This is a genomic window from Amycolatopsis dendrobii, from assembly GCF_014145675.1.
Lineage (GTDB): Bacteria > Actinomycetota > Actinomycetes > Mycobacteriales > Pseudonocardiaceae > Amycolatopsis > Amycolatopsis dendrobii.
Genome location: NZ_JACGZW010000003.1, coordinates 658,940 through 674,491, shown reverse-complemented (window position 1 = coordinate 674,491; position 15,552 = coordinate 658,940). Strand labels below are relative to the sequence as shown.

The window sequence follows — 15,552 nt, the reverse complement described above, 5'->3', positions numbered from 1 at the left end:
CAGCGATCCACAGATCGGTCGCCGCGCCTGGAATTGTCGGTCCCTCCCCGTAGCGTCGGACCGGACAGAGCTTGGACCCCGGACAAGCTTGATCTGGACAACCGAACACACACAGGCCCCAACCAGCGAGGTGGACTTCCATGCCAGCAGCACCCGACAAGGACAAGGCGCTCGAGCTCGCCCTTGCGCAGATCGACAAGCAGTACGGCAAGGGCTCGGTGATGCGCCTCGGCGAGGAGTCCCGGCCGCCCATCGCCGTGATCCCCACCGGCGCGATCGCCCTCGACGTCGCCCTCGGCATCGGCGGCCTGCCGCGCGGCCGGGTCGTCGAGATCTACGGACCGGAATCCTCCGGTAAGACCACGGTCGCCCTGCACGCGGTGGCCAACGCCCAGCGCAACGGCGGCATCGCGGCGTTCATCGACGCGGAGCACGCGCTCGACCCGGAGTACGCGAAGCGGCTCGGCGTCGACACCGACGCGCTGCTCGTGTCCCAGCCGGACACCGGCGAGCAGGCGCTCGAGATCGCGGACATGCTGATCCGTTCCGGCGCGCTCGACATCCTGGTCATCGACTCCGTCGCGGCCCTCGTGCCGCGCGCGGAAATCGAGGGCGAGATGGGCGACTCGCACGTCGGTCTCCAGGCCCGCCTGATGAGCCAGGCGCTGCGGAAGATCACCGGTGCGCTGTCGAACTCCGGCACCACCGCGATCTTCATCAACCAGCTGCGCGAGAAGGTCGGCGTCATGTTCGGCTCGCCGGAGACCACCACCGGTGGTAAGGCGCTGAAGTTCTACGCGTCGGTCCGGCTCGACGTGCGCCGCATCGAGACGCTCAAGGACGGCGGCGAGCCGGTCGGCAACCGCACCCGCGTGAAGGTCGTCAAGAACAAGGTGGCCCCGCCCTTCAAGCAGGCCGAGTTCGACATCCTCTACGGCATGGGCGTCTCGCGCGAGGGCTCGCTCATCGACATGGGCGTCGACCAGGGCATCCTGCGCAAGTCGGGCGCCTGGTACACGTACGAGGGCGACCAGCTCGGCCAGGGCAAGGAGAACGCCCGCCGGTTCCTGCGCGACAACCCGGACATCGCCAACGAGATCGAGAAGCGCATCAAGGAAAAGCTCGGCATCGGCCCGCAGGTCGACGCCGAAGCCGAGGCAGTGCCCGCGCCGGTCGACTTCTGATCCGGGGAGGGGAGGGGATCGGCAGGTTCCCTCCCCGGTGCTCGGGCCGAACGCTGGGCCGCCGCTGAACCCGATGCGGTCTCTCGCGACAGCCTCGCCGGGGCGTGGCGGTGTTCCGGATACGGTGGAGCGTTGTTGTCCTGCGCGGAAGGTTTCCGCGGGACGGCGGGCGTGGTTCAGCGGCTCGCGGACGGGTCGGTCGGCGCGGTATGCCGGATCGGCCCGGGGCTGCGTGCGCAGGGCTGTCAGAGGTTGCCGGTGCTGGGCTTGCCGGTCCGAGCCTGTGCGAGTTCGGCGGCTATCGTCCGCCGGGATTCGCGCCGGTGTCGTGCTGTGGTGTCGGGCGGCGGAAACGGTAGAGGTGACGGTGTCGTCGTTCCAGCGGCGGCGCCGGGAAGAGGAGTGCGGTCGTGGCCAGGACACCGAAGGTCGATCCGATGGAGTTGCCTCCGGAGGAGCGGGCCAAGAAGGCCAAGGAGATCTGCTTCGACCTCCTCGCCGCCCGGCCGCGGACAGCGGACGAACTGCGGCAGGCGTTGCAGCGCAAGGGGTTCGACAGCGAGACCGTCGAAACCCTGCTCGGCAAGCTCGACCGCGCCGGTCTCGTCAACGACGCCGAGTTCGCCGAAACCTGGGTCCGCAACCGGCACGCGAACCAGGGGCTGTCGCGCACGGCGCTGGTCGCGGAGTTGCGGCGCAAGGGCGTCGACGGGGAGATCGCGGCGCAGGCGGCGGAGGAAGTCGATCGGGACTCCGAGGAACAACGGGCTCGCGAACTCGTGCGGAAGCGCCTCGGGTCGCTCGGGAACGTCGACGAGCAGACCGCGATCCGCCGGCTGCTCGGGTTCCTCGCGCGAAAGGGCTATCCGCAGGGCATGGCGTACACGGTGATCCGCGACGAGCTTCGCGAATTCGGGGCGGAAGCCAGCATGCTGGACGACGTGACGGTCGACTGACCGCGCCGCGGCGCCAAGAAACCCGCCGCCTCCAGCGCGGAGACGACGGGTTTCCGGAACAGCTCAGCGCAGCGCGGCGGCCTCGGCGGCCAGCTTCTCGACGGCGGCGAAGTCCTTGGCCGCCAACAGCTTCGCGGGTGTCAGCCACGAGCCGCCGATGCAGCCGACGTTCGGCAGCGCCAGGTACGACGGGGCCGACGAAACCGTGATCCCGCCGGTCGGGCAGAACTGCAACTGCGGCAGCGGTCCGGCGATCGACTTCAGGAACGCCGCGCCCCCGCTGGCCTCCGCCGGGAAGAACTTGAGCGCGCTCAATCCGCGTTCGGCCAGCCGCATCGCTTCCGACACCGTGCTCGCACCGGGCAGGAACGGCAGCCCGGTGGCGAACGCGGCGTCCAGCACCGAGTCCGTGCAGCCTGGTGTCACCAGGAACTTCGCGCCCGCGTCGGCGGCCTGCTTCGCCTGCTCCGGCGACGTCACCGTGCCGGCGCCCACGACGATGTCCGGCACCTCCGCGGCCACCCGCTCGATCGCGGTCAGCGCGACCGGCGTGCGCAGCGTCAGCTCGATCACCCCGATCCCGCCGGCGAGCAGGGCGCGGGCCGTCGGCACCGCGTCGCCGACGTCGTCGATCACCACGACGGGCATCACGGGGGACAGGGTGAGCAGGTCCGTGCCGGTGGTCACTGACCGACCTCCTGGGTCTGGAGAGCGTACGAGGACTCGCCCATTGTCCCGCTTCCGAATGGCGGAACGCCCCGGGCGAGGTCCAGCTCCGGAGTGAGCGCGCCGAACACGCTCGCGCCCTGGTCAGCGGGCCCGACCGCGCGCCGCAACGCCCCGAACAGCTCCCGCCCGGTCCCGCTCCACGCGGCCTCCGACGGCGGGGCGTCCGTCAGGTCCCGGCGCGCCAGTTCGTCGTCCGCGATCAGCACGTCCAGCGATCCGGACCGCGCGTCGAACCGGACCACGTCGCCGTCGGCGATCCGGGCGATCGGCCCGCCCACCGCGGCCTCCGGCGTCACCTGAATCGCGGCAGGCACCTTGCCCGACGCACCCGACATCCGTCCGTCGGTGAGCAGCGCGACCCGGAACCCCCGGTCCATCAACACCCCCAACGCAGGCGTCAGACCGTGCAGCTCCGGCATTCCGTTCGCCTGCGGACCCTGCTGACGCAGCACCACGACCACGTCCCGGTCCAGCTCCCCGGCCTCGAACGCGACCCGGAACGCCTCCTGCGAAGTGAACACTCGCGCCGGTGCCTCCACGACGCGGTGTTCCGGGGCGACCGCCGACACCTTCGTAACCGCTCGGCCCAAGTTGCCTTCCACCATCCGCAGCCCACCGTCCGGCGCGAACGGCCGCCACACCGGACGCAGCACCTCTTCGTCGAGGCTTCGCGTCGGCACGTCCCGCCACACCAGTTCGCCGTCCGACAAGATCGGCTCCTGCGTATACCGGCGCAGCCCGGGACCCGCGACAGTGAGCACGTCCTCGTGCAGCAGGCCCGCGTCGAGCAGCGTGCCGACGAGGAACTGGATGCCGCCCGCCGCGTGGAAGTGGTTGATGTCCGCGCTGCCGTTCGGATACACGCGCGCCAGCAGCGGAACGACCGCCGACAGATCCGAGAAATCGTCCCAGCTCAGCTGAATCCCAGCCGCCGCGGCGATCGCCACCAAGTGCATCGTGTGGTTCGTCGACCCGCCCGTGGCCAGCAGCGCCACGATGCCGTTCACGAACGCTTTTTCGTCCAGCACCTGCGAAATCGGCGTGTACGCCTCGCCCCGGGACAGTTCGACGACGCGTCGCCCAGCCTCTTCGGTGAGCGCCTTGCGCAACGGCGTATTAGGCGGCACGAAGCTCGCGCCCGGCAGGTGCAGGCCCATCACCTCGACGACCATCTGGTTCGAGTTGGCGGTGCCGTAGAACGTGCAGGTGCCGGCTGAGTGATACGACGCGGCTTCCGCGTCGAGCAGGTCTTCCCGCGTCGCGAGCCCCTCCGCGTACAGTTGCCGCACCCGGGCTTTTTCCTTGTTGGGCAAGCCCGAGTTCATCGGACCGGCAGGCACGAGCACCGCGGGCAGATGCCCGAACGACAGCGCGCCGATCAACAGCCCCGGGACGATCTTGTCGCACACGCCCAGCAGCAACGCCGCGTCGAACATGTCGTGGGACAACGCGATCGCCGTCGCCATCGCGATCACCTCACGGCTGAACAGCGACAACTCCATGCCCGGCCGTCCCTGCGTGATGCCGTCGCACATCGCGGGCACTCCACCCGCGAACTGTGCGACGCCGCCGACTTCGCGGACCGACTTCTTCAGCCACGCCGGGTATTCCTGCATCGGCTGGTGTGCGGAGAGCATGTCGTTGTAGGAGGAAACGATGGCCACGCCAGGTGCGCGCAGTTGGCGCAGCGCCTGCTTGTCGACGCCGTCCATGGCGGCGAATCCGTGTGCGAGGTTGCTGCAAGCGAGGCCGCGGCGGACCGGGCCCTCCTCGAAAGCGGCCGCGCTGCGGGCGAGGTACGCCGCCCGCGTGTCCGCACTGCGCTCGGCGATCCGGTCGGTGACGTCGGCAAGCACGCGGTGCACCGCGGCGGTCGGGTTCGGGCTGCTGCTCATCTCAAGCTCCCGGCTCGTGACGGGTTCGCGAGACGGCGGCGCTGGCGTCGCGGGAACGTGACGGTGCACACGGTAACCCGAAAACCCTCCGGAAACAAAATCGATTCAGAAACCCCTTGCGGGGTCGTCGGGCGGGTGCACCGCTGTCGGCGGACTGCCGGACGCTGCCGCTGAGCCGCGGTATGCGGCCGGTGTCTGCGGCTGCTGACGGTCGATGGGCGTCATCAATGTGAAACAGGCACTATCCGCGGCTGGAGGTGACGGTGGATGCGAGATTCGGAGATGCCCGACGAGCGTGAGCGTGCTTTGGGCATGGCGTTGCGGAATGCCCGGATCGAGGCGAGCCTCGGTTTGCGCGAACTGGGGCGGTGGGTCGGGGTCGACTCGGCGCAGCTGTCGAGCTGGGAACTGGGCGAGGAGGTTCCGACGCTGGAGGACGTGGCCGGGTTGCTGGGCGCGCTCGGAGTGGTCGGCGAGGAGAAGACGCGGATCATGGAACTGACACGTGAACTGGCCGGGTCGAGCTGGATCATGTACGGGTCGCAGGCGGACACGGCGCACTACACGATGGTGGCCGGCCACGAGCGGCACGCGGAGTCGATGACCGTGTGGGCTCCGCTGCAGATCCCGGAGCTGCTGCAAATCCCCGATTACGCGCGGCTGGTGTTCGGCCCGACCCTGTGGGACAACGAAATCCTGGAGCACGTCGTCGGGAATCGCTTGAGCCGCAACGAGGTTCTGTTCGGAGCGGACCCAGTCGAGGCGCGGATATTCGTCGGTACTGAGGCGCTGCGGCAGCACTTCGGTGATGCCGAGGTGATGCTGCGCCAGGTGCGGTACCTCATGGAGGTTGCGCAGACGGTGAAGATCCAGGTCGTCCCGAGCGAGGTCGTGACGGAGGGCGCGTTCAGCCGGTACCGACTGCGGGACGCGACCGACGTCGTGTACTGCCCGCACCAACGCGCGGGCGTTTTCCTGGCCGGCCGGGAAGCCGCCCCGTACGCGGACATCATCGAGCGGCTGGCCGAGTCCGCGCTGGCCTTCGAGGATTCACTGCACCATCTGTCGGCCGCAGCTGCCGGTTTCGCGGAGGAGGTGAAAGCCCAGCGGCTCGCGAACGAGACCGGACTGACGAAGCTCTTGACGGGCGAGGATCCAGCTGACTAGCGGCTGTTGCGTGGGGTGAGCTCCGGATAACTCTCTGTCTGTCGCGAGCGCGTCCCGCTCATCGGCGAACCGGCATCGGCGGCTCGATTTGCGCGTCAGACGTCCCGGCGTCGTCCCGGACCCCACTTTCGGCCCCTATCTGGCGAGAAATCCCCAGGTCAACAGGTACAACATGCCCCGCTCTGGTAAATGTGCTACTTGTCACAGTGCACCGCGCGAGGCAGAGTCGTACCTGGCGACGTTGATCGTCACCCGAACTGCCGGCCCCACCACCAGGGAGGCTTCCGATGTCCACCACAGAGATCGCCGAACTCCGGCGCACCATCGGCCAGTTGCGGCAGTGCGTGGGCGCATTGCGATCGCGCTACGGCGACGCGTCCGCGGTGCGCCGGCTGGCCAACGACGTCGAGCGGCTCGACATCGACAGCGCGGATCTGGACGGGCACCCGCCCGCTGTGCCCGCGCAGGCGAAACCCGTCGAACGCGTTCCTGTCCCCGATACTCCCTACGATCCGGCGCTGTGGAGCGGCGCCGACGACGAAGGTGTCGGTGGCTACAAGCGCGACCAGCGGTGAGCGCCCCCGCTGACAACGACGTCAGCCGCGCCCGCACCGGCGTTCGAGCGCCGGGGCGGGCGCTGCTCGCCGCCCGGACACTGCGCACCGACCGGTGGTGGCTGTCGCCCCTGCTCACTGTGCTGGGGCTGGCCACCTTCGTCGTTTACGCGACTGTCCGGGCATTCGTGCGCACTGCCTACTGGGTGCCCGAATACCATTATCTGACGCCGTTTTACTCCCCGTGTGTGTCCACCTCCTGCGTCCCGGGCTCAAGCCACTTCGGGCACTGGTTCGGCGAAATGCCGTCCTGGCTGCCGCTCGGCGTGCTCGTGCTGCCGTTCCTGCTCGGGTTCCGGTTGACCTGCTACTACTACCGCAAGGCCTACTACCGCTCAGTGTGGTTTTCCCCGCCGGCCTGCGCGGTCGCCGAACCGCACGCGCGCTACACCGGAGAGACGCGGCTGCCGCTGATCGTGCAGAACGTGCACCGGTACTTCTTCTACGTCGCGTGCGTCGTCTCGCTCGTCAACACCTACGACGCCGTCGTCGCCTTCCAGAGTCCCACCGGGTTCGGCTTCGGGCTCGGCAACGTGATTCTGGTGCTGAACGTCGTGCTGCTGTGGGCGTACACGCTCTCCTGCCACTCGTGCCGGCACGTCACCGGCGGGCGGCTCAAGCATTTCTCGAAACATCCCGTCCGGTACTGGATCTGGACGCAGGTCACGAAGCTCAACACCCGGCACATGACCCTCGCGTGGACGACGCTCGGCACGCTCGTGCTGACCGACTTCTACGTGATGCTCGTGTCCAGCGGCGCGATCTCGGACCTGCGATTCGTGGGCTGACCCCCGGAAATCCAGCAGCGCAAGGCAGTTCTCCCCAGCTCGTGAGGTGGCTTATTCCATGACCGAGGTCGAACGGCACAGCTACGACGTGGTGGTGATCGGTGCCGGCGGCGCCGGTCTGCGCGCGGTGATCGAAGCGCGCGAACGCGGTTTCAGCGTCGCGGTGGTGTGCAAATCCCTTTTCGGCAAAGCGCACACGGTGATGGCCGAGGGCGGCTGCGCGGCGTCGATGGGCAACGCGAACTCGAACGACAACTGGCAGGTGCACTTCCGCGACACCATGCGCGGCGGGAAATTCCTCAACAACTGGCGGATGGCCGAGCTGCACGCTCGGGAAGCGCCGGACCGCGTCTGGGAACTGGAGACGTACGGCGCGCTCTTCGACCGCACCGCGGACGGGCGGATCAGCCAGCGCAACTTCGGCGGGCACACCTATCCGCGGCTCGCGCACGTCGGCGACCGGACCGGGCTCGAGCTCATTCGCACTATGCAGCAGAAGATCGTTTCGCTGCAACAGGAAGACTTCAAGAAGTACGGCGACTACGAGGCGCGGATCAAGGTCTTCGCCGAGTGCACGGTCACCGAACTGCTGCTGGACAACGGCGCGATCGCCGGCGCGTTCGGCTACTGGCGCGAGAGCGGCCGGTTCGTGCTGTTCGAGGCGCCCGCGGTGGTGCTCGCGACGGGCGGCATCGGCAAATCGTTCAAGGTGACGTCGAATTCGTGGGAGTACACCGGCGACGGGCACGCGCTGGCCCTCCGTGCCGGCGCGAAGCTGATCAACATGGAGTTCGTGCAGTTCCACCCGACCGGGATGGTCTGGCCGCCGAGCGTCAAGGGCATCCTCGTCACCGAGGGCGTGCGCGGCGACGGCGGGGTGCTCAAGAACTCCGAGGACAAGCGGTTCATGTTCGAGTACGTGCCCGAGGTGTTCAAGGGCCAGTACGCGGACAGCGAGAGCGAGGCCGACCGCTGGTACGCCGACCAGGAGAACAACCGCCGCACGCCGGACCTGCTGCCGCGCGACGAGGTGGCGCGGGCGATCAACTCCGAGGTCAAGGAGGGGCGCGGATCCCCGCACGGCGGCGTGTTCCTCGACATCGCGAGCCGGTTGCCCGCCGAGGAGATCCAGCGGCGGCTGCCGTCGATGTACCACCAGTTCAAGGAACTCGCCGACGTCGACATCACCAAGGAGGCCATGGAGGTCGGTCCCACCTGCCACTACGTGATGGGCGGCGTGGAGGTCGACCCGGACACCGGCGCGGCGAGCGTCCCCGGCCTGTTCGCCGCGGGCGAGTGCTCCGGCGGCATGCACGGCTCGAACCGGCTCGGCGGCAACTCGCTGTCCGACCTGCTCGTGTTCGGCAGGCGAGCCGGGTTGGGCGCGGCGTCCTATGTGGACGGCCTCAAGGACCGGCCCGCGGTTTCGCAGTCCGATGTGGACGCCGCGGCCGCGATGGCGCTCGAACCGTTCAACCCGCCCGCGGACGGCACGCCGGAGAATCCGTACACGCTGCACACCGAGCTGCAGCAGTCGATGAACGATCTTGTCGGCATCATCCGCAAGGCCGGGGAAATCCGCCAGGCGCTGGAAAAACTCGCGAACATCCGGCAGCGGGTCGGGCAGGTCACGGTGGAGGGCCACCGGCAGTTCAACCCCGGCTGGCACCTCGCGCTCGACCTGCGGAACATGCTGCTGGTGAGCGAATGCGTCGCCCGCGCGGCGCTGACCCGCACTGAAAGCCGCGGCGGCCACACCCGTGACGACTATCCGTCCATGGACGCGGAATGGCGGCACCGGCTGCTTGTCTGCGCCGCGCAGCCGGGCGACAACCCGCTCGTGCCGGACGTCGACGTGACCGTGAAGGAACAGGTGCCGATGCGGCCCGACCTGCTCGAACTGTTCGAACTCGACGAGCTGGGCAAGTACTTCACCGACGGCGAGCTGGAGACCCACCCCGGGAGGACCGCGTGAGCTACCAGGCGAAGTTCCGCGTGTGGCGAGGCGACGCGACCGGCGGCGACTTGCAGGACTTCACCGTGGAGGTGAACGAGGGCGAGGTCGTGCTCGACATCATCCACCGGCTGCAGGCCACCCAGGCCGCGGATCTCGCGGTGCGCTGGAACTGCAAAGCAGGCAAATGCGGCTCCTGCTCGGCGGAGATCAACGGCAAACCGCGGCTGTTGTGCATGACGCGCATGTCGACGTTCACCGAGGCCGAGGTCGTGACGGTCACGCCGATGCGCACCTTCCCGGTGATCCGCGACCTCGTCACCGACGTGTCGTTCAACTACACGAAGGCACGCGAGATCCCGTCCTTCACCCCGCCGGAGGGGCTGAAGCCCGGAGAGTACCGGATGCAGCAGGTGGACGTCGAGCGCTCGCAGGAATTCCGCAAGTGCATCGAGTGCTACCTGTGCCAGAACACCTGCCACGTCGTGCGCGACCACGAGGAGAACAAGGAGAGCTTCGCCGGACCTCGTTACCTCATGCGGATCGCCGAACTGGAGATGCATCCGCTGGACGTCGCCGACCGCCGCGACGCCGCACAGGACGAGCACGGGCTCGGATTCTGCAACATCACCAAATGCTGCACCGAGGTGTGCCCGGAAGGCATCCACATCACCGACAACGCGCTGATCCCGATGAAGGAACGCGTCGCCGACCGCAAGTACGACCCGATTGTCTGGCTGGGAGACAAGCTGTTCCGGCGCAATCGGTGACGTCCGCCGCCGAGGTGGCTGGGTTCGCCGGTGCGGGCCCGGTGGTGTGAGGCCGCGGGCGTGTCCCAATCGCGGGAGGCAGGCCTGTCTGGTTGCGGACGGCGGGCCTGCTTGTCCGCATGAGGCGGGTCGGTCGTCTACGGGCAGCAGGTCTGCTTGTCCGTGGCACAGGCTTGCTCTTTCGCCGACGGCGGTCCCGTGCACTTGCTGACGGCGGGCTTGCTCGTTCGCGCGATGTGGGCCTGCGGTGTCGCCTACGGCGGGCTCGCTTGCTCGAAGACGGCGGCTCCGTGCTCTTGCCGACCGCGGGCCAGCTTACCCGCGGATTGCGGGGGCTGAGTTCCCGCCCGAGAGCCTCTGCGCGCGTGCGCTGCGGGCGTATTCAGTTGTGGTTGGGCAATAAGCGGTCCCTTCTTGGTTGATAAGCCTGGTCCTGACGGCAGGTCGATGCACCGATCCCGGCAGCTGTCGTCCGCGCGGACGCCGCGATTCCCTTGTCCGGGCAGCGTGATCTCACCGCGCGCAGAGCGAGGCCGCACCGACCAGTGCGTTGGCCAACGCACTGGGAGAGAAAAGGGAATCGCGACGGCCGCAACGAGAACGCTCGCGGGCTCGCATCACATGCGATGTACTTACTTCAACGAAATCAACGTTAGCAGGACCGGCTACCGGACGGCATCACTCGATCGGCTCGACCGCCGGAAGGTCGATTTCCGTTGCCCGCAAAGGACTTCTCGAGAGGACAGGAACGATGATCACCGGCGCGCACGTCATCCTCTACAGCAAAGACCCGGCAGCGGACCGAGAGTTCCTCAAGGGCCTGCTAGGCCACATCGACGCGGGCGAAGGCTGGCTCATCTTCCGTTTGCCCCCAGCGGAACTAGCCGTGCATCCGACAGAAGGAGCGCCGCAGCAAGAGCTCTACCTGATGTGCGACAACCTGGACGAAACAGTCCGGCAGCTGACCGAGAAGGGAGCCGAAGCGGACGGTGAGGCGACCACGGCGGCATGGGGCACACGTGTGTCGATCCGCCTCCCCAGCGGCAGCGTGCTGCCCCTGTACCAGCCGCGGCACCCGACAGCACACGGCTAAAACAAGAAGCCCCTGGCGCTGCAAGGGAAGCAGCGCCAGGGGCTTCAAGCGAGAACGGAACGAACCGTCAGGCAGGTCCAGCGCCCCCGAGCACGTTGCTGCTCGCGGCAGCGGAGAGCCCCGCCTGCTCGATGCCGGCGTCCGTGTCGATGTGCTTCTTGCTGCGCCGGTTGCGCCGCTCCAGGTAAGTCGCGAGCGCGGTCAGCAGCAGGCACATCGCGATGTAGATCGCGGCCGCCACGAGGGTCGACGGGACGATCGGGCGGCCGAAGGCGCCCTGGCTGCCGATGTAGCGGGCGTAGTACAGCAGCTCCGGGTACGTCACGAGGAAGCCGAGCGCGGTGTCCTTGAGCAGCACGACCAGCTGGCTGATGATCGTCGGCAGCATCGCGCGCAGCGCCTGCGGCAGCAGGACCGTGAACATCACCTGGGTCTTGCGCATGCCGAGCGCGTACGCGGCTTCGCTCTGGCCCTTCGGCAGGGACTGGATACCCGCGCGGAACACCTCCGCCAGCACCGAGCCGTTGTACAGCGTCAGGCCGAGCACCACCGCGAACAGCGGCGACGTGTCGATGCCGAGGGTCGGGAGGCCGTAGTAGAACAGGAACATCAGGATCAGCAGCGGGATCGCGCGGAAGAATTCCACGACGAACGTGCAGATCCCGCGCACCCACGCGTGGTCGGACAGCCGTCCGGCGGCGAACACCGCGCCGAACACGATGGCCAGCACCGCGCCCAGCGCGAAGGCCTTCACGGTCGCCAGGACGGCGTTCGCGAGGTCGCTCTGCACCTGGGAGTACTGCAGCCACTCCCATTTGCGCCCGGCGAACTGGCCGCTGTCGACGAAGCGGTAGACGATGAACGCGATCAGCGCTGCCACCACGAGGATGCCCAGCACCGCGTAGATCCGGTGCCGCGCCCGCGCTTTCGGGCCCGGGGTGTCGAACAGAACCGTGCTCATCGGGCCACGCTCCAGCGCTTCTCCAGGCTGCGCTGCACCAGCGACAGCACCGCTACGAGGATGATGAAGCCGAGTGCCACCCACAGCAGCGCGATCATCTGGTTGTCGCCGCGTTCGGACACGTACTGCCGGATCGCGCCGGCCTCGGCGACCGAGAACCCGCTGGCGATCGTCGTGTTCTTCAGCAGCGCGATGAGCATGCTGACGAGCGGCGGGACGACCGACCGCAGCGCCTGCGGGAGGACGATGCCGCCGAGGATCTGCCCGGACGACAGGCCCAGCGCGCGGCCCGCCTCGGCCTGGCCGAGCGGCACCGTGTTGATGCCCGAGCGCACGACCTCGCAGATGAACGCGGACGTGTAGATCGTCAGCGCCACCGCGGCGGTCGGGAAGTAGTCGATCTTGACGATGTCGAGCAGCGGGTAGGCGAACACGAGGAACGCGAACACCAGCGTCAGCGGCGTGTTGCGCAGGACGGTCACGTACGTCGTGCCGATCGCGCGCAGCACCGGGACCGGGCTCACCCGCAGCATCGCGAGGATCGTGCCCAGCACCAGGCTGCACGCCCCCGCGATCAGGAACAGTTCGATCGTGGTGAGAAAGAACGGACCGAAGAGGTCCAGATTGTCGAGCAGGACGTCCATGGAGCCTTCCCCGCGTCCGTGTGCCGATAGTGGGTGTGCGGCGGCCGGTGGGCGAAAGCTTCGCCCACCGGCCGCCGGATCAGGTCAGTACCGCTCGATGGCCGGCGGCGTCGCGGGCGCGCCGGACTTGCCGAGGGTGGCGTCGTAGATCTTCTTCCAGGTGCCGTTGGTCTCGGCGGCCTGCAGCAGGTCGTCGATCTTGTCGCGCAGCACCTTGTCGTCCTTGTTCAGGCCGATGCCGTAGGGCTCCTTCGAGAACGGCTTGCCGACGACCTTGAAGCTGTCCGGGTCCTGCGCCGCGTAGCCCTTGAGGATCGCGTCGTCGGTGGTGACCGCGTCGACGTCCTTCGTGGTCAGCTTCTCCACGCACTGCGAGTACTTCTGGAACTCGACGATCTGGTCGGTCAGCTTCTGCTCGCGCACGCGCTGGATCGGGGTCGACCCGGTGACCGAGCAGACCTTCTTGCCCTTCAGCGTCTCCGGGCCGGTGATCGAGGTGTCGTCCTTGCGGACCAGCAGGTCCTGCCCGGCCTGGAAGTACGGGCCGGCGAACGACACGAGCTTCTTGCGCTTGTCGTTGATGGTGTAGGTGCCGACGTAGAGGTCGACCTGGCCGTTGGAGATGGCCTGCTCGCGGGCACCCGAGTCGACCGTCGTGTACTTGATCTTGTCCTCGCTGATGCCGAGGCCCGCCGCGACCATCCGGGCGATCTCGATGTCGAAGCCCTGGAACTTGCCGGTCTTCGGGTCCTTCTGGCCCAGCTCGGGCTGGTCGTCCTTGACGCCGATGGTGATCGAGCCCGCGGACTGGATCTTCTTGAAGATCGGCGAGCCGTCGAGCTTGACGTCCTTCGCCACTTCGTAGGTCGGCAGCGCCGCGGCGTTGCTGTTGGCGTCCCCGCCGGAACCGGCCGGGGTGCCTTCCTTGCCGCAGGCGGTGAGCAGCAGCCCGCCGGCGAGCAGAGCGGCCGCGAGGGTGCGGATCCTCATGTCAGTCTCTCCAATATCTGTCCGGGAAAATCTGTCCGGGAACGTCGGTACCGGTCGGGGTAGCGCCGGTGGACACGGCCGATTACAGCCACCTCGGCCGCGGGGCGCCGGGGGATTCCCCCGAACGGGTCAGTGGGTCAGGATCTTGCCGAGGAAGTCCTTCGCGCGGTCGGACTTCGGCTTGGTGAAGAACTCCTCCGGCGTCGTGTCCTCGACGATCTCGCCGTCGGCCATGAAGATGACGCGGTCGGCGGCGCGGCGGGCGAAGCCCATCTCGTGCGTGACCACGAGCATGGTCATGCCGTCCTTCGCCAGCCCGGTCATCACGTCCAGCACCTCCTGGACCATTTCCGGGTCCAGCGCCGAGGTCGGCTCGTCGAACAGCATCACCTTGGGCTTCATCGCGAGCGCGCGGGCGATCGCGACGCGCTGCTGCTGGCCGCCGGACAGCTGGGCCGGGTACTTGTCGGCCTGGTTCGCGATGCCGACGCGCTCGAGCAGTTCCATCGCGGTCTTGCGAGCCTCGGCCTGCGCGGTCTTGCGCACCTTCACCGGCGCGAGCATGACGTTCTCGAGGATCGTCTTGTGCGCGAACAGGTTGAACTGCTGGAAGACCATCCCGACGTCGGCGCGCAGCGCGGCGAGCGCCTTGCCCTCGGCGGGCAGCGGCACGCCGTCGACGGCGATCTCGCCGGAGTTGATCGGCTCGAGCCGGTTGATCGCGCGGCACAGCGTCGACTTGCCCGACCCGGACGGCCCGAGCACGACGACGACCTGGCCGCGCGGCACCTCGAGCGTGATCTCGCGCAGCACGTGCAGCTCGCCGAAGTACTTGTTCACGGCGGCCGCCTTGATCATCGGCGTCGCCACCTCGGTGGTCATCGTGGCCTCCAGAGCTCCGTTGGTCAGCGGCGTCCGCGGAACCGGGGTTCCGCAACGCTTGCGGAAACCTACTACCGGGACATCTCTTGTAAAGACGGCTTGAGCAATACTTAGGGTTTCAACTACGTATCGGATGCGGCCGTCGTGGCGGCGTTCAGCCTAGTCGGGACTGTGGCGGCCGCCACGCACCGTGTCCGCGTGCCGCGGCGCCCTAGAGTCCGGCTACCGTGGTCTGGATCACCGGGGAGGAGCAAGCGTGCGCGTGCTGCTGGTGGAAGACGACGACCGGGTCGCCGGGGCGCTCGTGCCCGCGCTGGTCCGCCGCGGGCTCACCATGCAGCGGCTGCCGTCCGGGGCAGGTGTGCTCGACCGGGTCCACGACGTCGACGTGATCCTTCTCGACCTGGGGCTTCCCGACGTCGACGGCGTGGTGCTGTGCCGCCAGATCCGCGCGGTCAGCGACGTGGCGGTGATCGTCGTGTCCGCGCGCGGCGAGGTGAACGACCGGGTCCACGGGCTGCGCGCCGGCGCCGACGACTACCTGGTCAAGCCGTACGACGTGGAGGAACTGCTCGCGCGTGTCGAAGCGGTGCGGCGGCGGCGCGTCGAACGGCCCGCGCCGTCCGTGCCGGTGGTGGAGGTCGGCGACGTCCGGATCGACCTCGCCCGGTACGAGGTGCTGGTCGCGGGCGAGCCGATCGCGTTGTCCCGCAAGGAGTTCCAGGTGCTCGCGCTGGTCGCGGCGGCGGGCGGCGCGGTGTGCTCCCGCGAGCAGGTGCTGAACGAGGTGTGGGGGCACCGCGGCGCGGCGGAGAGCCGTTCGCTGGACGTACACGTCGCCACCCTGCGCACGAAGCTCGGCCGTCCGGCGCTGATCGAGACAGTGCGCGGCGTCGGCTACCGGCTGGGCAGCCGGCGGGACTGA

General features: G+C 68.3%; 15 protein-coding genes. 9 read left to right on the top strand and 6 right to left on the bottom strand.

The annotated features are described in order from the left end of the window. Window positions 1-140: 140 nt before the first annotated feature. Together recA and H4281_RS11495 are read left to right on the top strand one after the other, a co-directional pair. The gene (gene recA / locus H4281_RS11500; protein ID WP_009075062.1) at window positions 141-1,184 is read left to right on the top strand and encodes a recombinase RecA; all 1,044 of its coding nucleotides are present in this window, start codon (window positions 141-143) and stop codon (window positions 1,182-1,184) included. 437 nt (window positions 1,185-1,621) lie between these two features. Further along, entirely contained in the window at window positions 1,622-2,140 is a 519-nt protein-coding gene (locus H4281_RS11495) for a regulatory protein RecX (RefSeq protein WP_182890928.1), read from the top strand. Between the two features lie 63 nt (window positions 2,141-2,203). Here the strand turns inward: H4281_RS11495 and eda are convergent, their stop codons facing one another. Continuing rightward, complete coding sequence (eda, locus tag H4281_RS11490) at window positions 2,204-2,827, bottom strand: bifunctional 4-hydroxy-2-oxoglutarate aldolase/2-dehydro-3-deoxy-phosphogluconate aldolase (RefSeq protein WP_182890839.1); 624 nt, start codon at window positions 2,825-2,827, stop codon at window positions 2,204-2,206. Next, a complete protein-coding gene (edd, locus tag H4281_RS11485; protein ID WP_182890838.1) occupies window positions 2,824-4,764 on the bottom strand; it encodes a phosphogluconate dehydratase in 1,941 nt (646 codons plus the stop codon). Before edd ends, eda begins: the two co-directional genes overlap by 4 nt. A 267-nt stretch (window positions 4,765-5,031) precedes the next feature. On the opposite strand from edd, the gene H4281_RS11480 reads away from it, so the two are divergent. The 6 genes from H4281_RS11480 (at window position 5,032) to H4281_RS11455 (ending at window position 11,150) form a co-directional block, all read left to right on the top strand. Continuing rightward, window positions 5,032-5,931 (top strand): helix-turn-helix domain-containing protein, encoded by a 900-nt coding sequence (locus H4281_RS11480; protein ID WP_182890837.1) that lies wholly within the window; start codon window positions 5,032-5,034, stop codon window positions 5,929-5,931. 287 nt (window positions 5,932-6,218) lie between these two features. Further along, entirely contained in the window at window positions 6,219-6,506 is a 288-nt protein-coding gene (locus H4281_RS11475) for an Rv0250c family protein (RefSeq protein ID WP_182890836.1), read from the top strand. Beyond that, on the top strand, window positions 6,503-7,333 hold the full coding sequence (gene sdhC / locus H4281_RS11470; RefSeq protein ID WP_182890835.1) for a succinate dehydrogenase subunit SdhC: 831 nt from the start codon (window positions 6,503-6,505) through the stop codon (window positions 7,331-7,333). Before H4281_RS11475 ends, sdhC begins: the two co-directional genes overlap by 4 nt. Before the next feature lie 58 nt (window positions 7,334-7,391). Then, window positions 7,392-9,308: a fumarate reductase/succinate dehydrogenase flavoprotein subunit gene (locus tag H4281_RS11465; RefSeq protein ID WP_182890834.1), complete on the top strand. Its 1,917-nt coding sequence runs from the start codon at window positions 7,392-7,394 to the stop codon at window positions 9,306-9,308. Beyond that, window positions 9,305-10,057 (top strand): succinate dehydrogenase/fumarate reductase iron-sulfur subunit, encoded by a 753-nt coding sequence (locus tag H4281_RS11460; protein ID WP_182890833.1) that lies wholly within the window; start codon window positions 9,305-9,307, stop codon window positions 10,055-10,057. Before H4281_RS11465 ends, H4281_RS11460 begins: the two co-directional genes overlap by 4 nt. A 751-nt stretch (window positions 10,058-10,808) precedes the next feature. Further along, window positions 10,809-11,150 (top strand): VOC family protein, encoded by a 342-nt coding sequence (locus H4281_RS11455; RefSeq protein ID WP_182890832.1) that lies wholly within the window; start codon window positions 10,809-10,811, stop codon window positions 11,148-11,150. Window positions 11,151-11,217: 67 nt separating this feature from the next. On the opposite strand, the gene H4281_RS11450 is transcribed toward H4281_RS11455, so the two are convergent. From H4281_RS11450 to H4281_RS11435, 4 genes are all read right to left on the bottom strand, one after another. Then, the gene (locus H4281_RS11450) at window positions 11,218-12,111 is read right to left on the bottom strand and encodes an amino acid ABC transporter permease (RefSeq protein WP_182890831.1); all 894 of its coding nucleotides are present in this window, start codon (window positions 12,109-12,111) and stop codon (window positions 11,218-11,220) included. Continuing rightward, entirely contained in the window at window positions 12,108-12,755 is a 648-nt protein-coding gene (locus H4281_RS11445; RefSeq protein ID WP_182890830.1) for an amino acid ABC transporter permease, read from the bottom strand. Before H4281_RS11445 ends, H4281_RS11450 begins: the two co-directional genes overlap by 4 nt. Window positions 12,756-12,839: 84 nt before the next feature. Beyond that, window positions 12,840-13,745, bottom strand: coding sequence for a glutamate ABC transporter substrate-binding protein (locus H4281_RS11440; RefSeq protein WP_182890829.1), 906 nt, complete (start codon window positions 13,743-13,745; stop codon window positions 12,840-12,842). 129 nt (window positions 13,746-13,874) lie between these two features. Continuing rightward, window positions 13,875-14,603, bottom strand: coding sequence for an amino acid ABC transporter ATP-binding protein (locus tag H4281_RS11435; protein WP_182890927.1), 729 nt, complete (start codon window positions 14,601-14,603; stop codon window positions 13,875-13,877). Window positions 14,604-14,883: 280 nt separating this feature from the next. Between H4281_RS11435 and H4281_RS11430 the strand changes: the two genes are divergently transcribed. After that, window positions 14,884-15,552 (top strand): response regulator transcription factor, encoded by a 669-nt coding sequence (locus H4281_RS11430; protein WP_182890828.1) that lies wholly within the window; start codon window positions 14,884-14,886, stop codon window positions 15,550-15,552.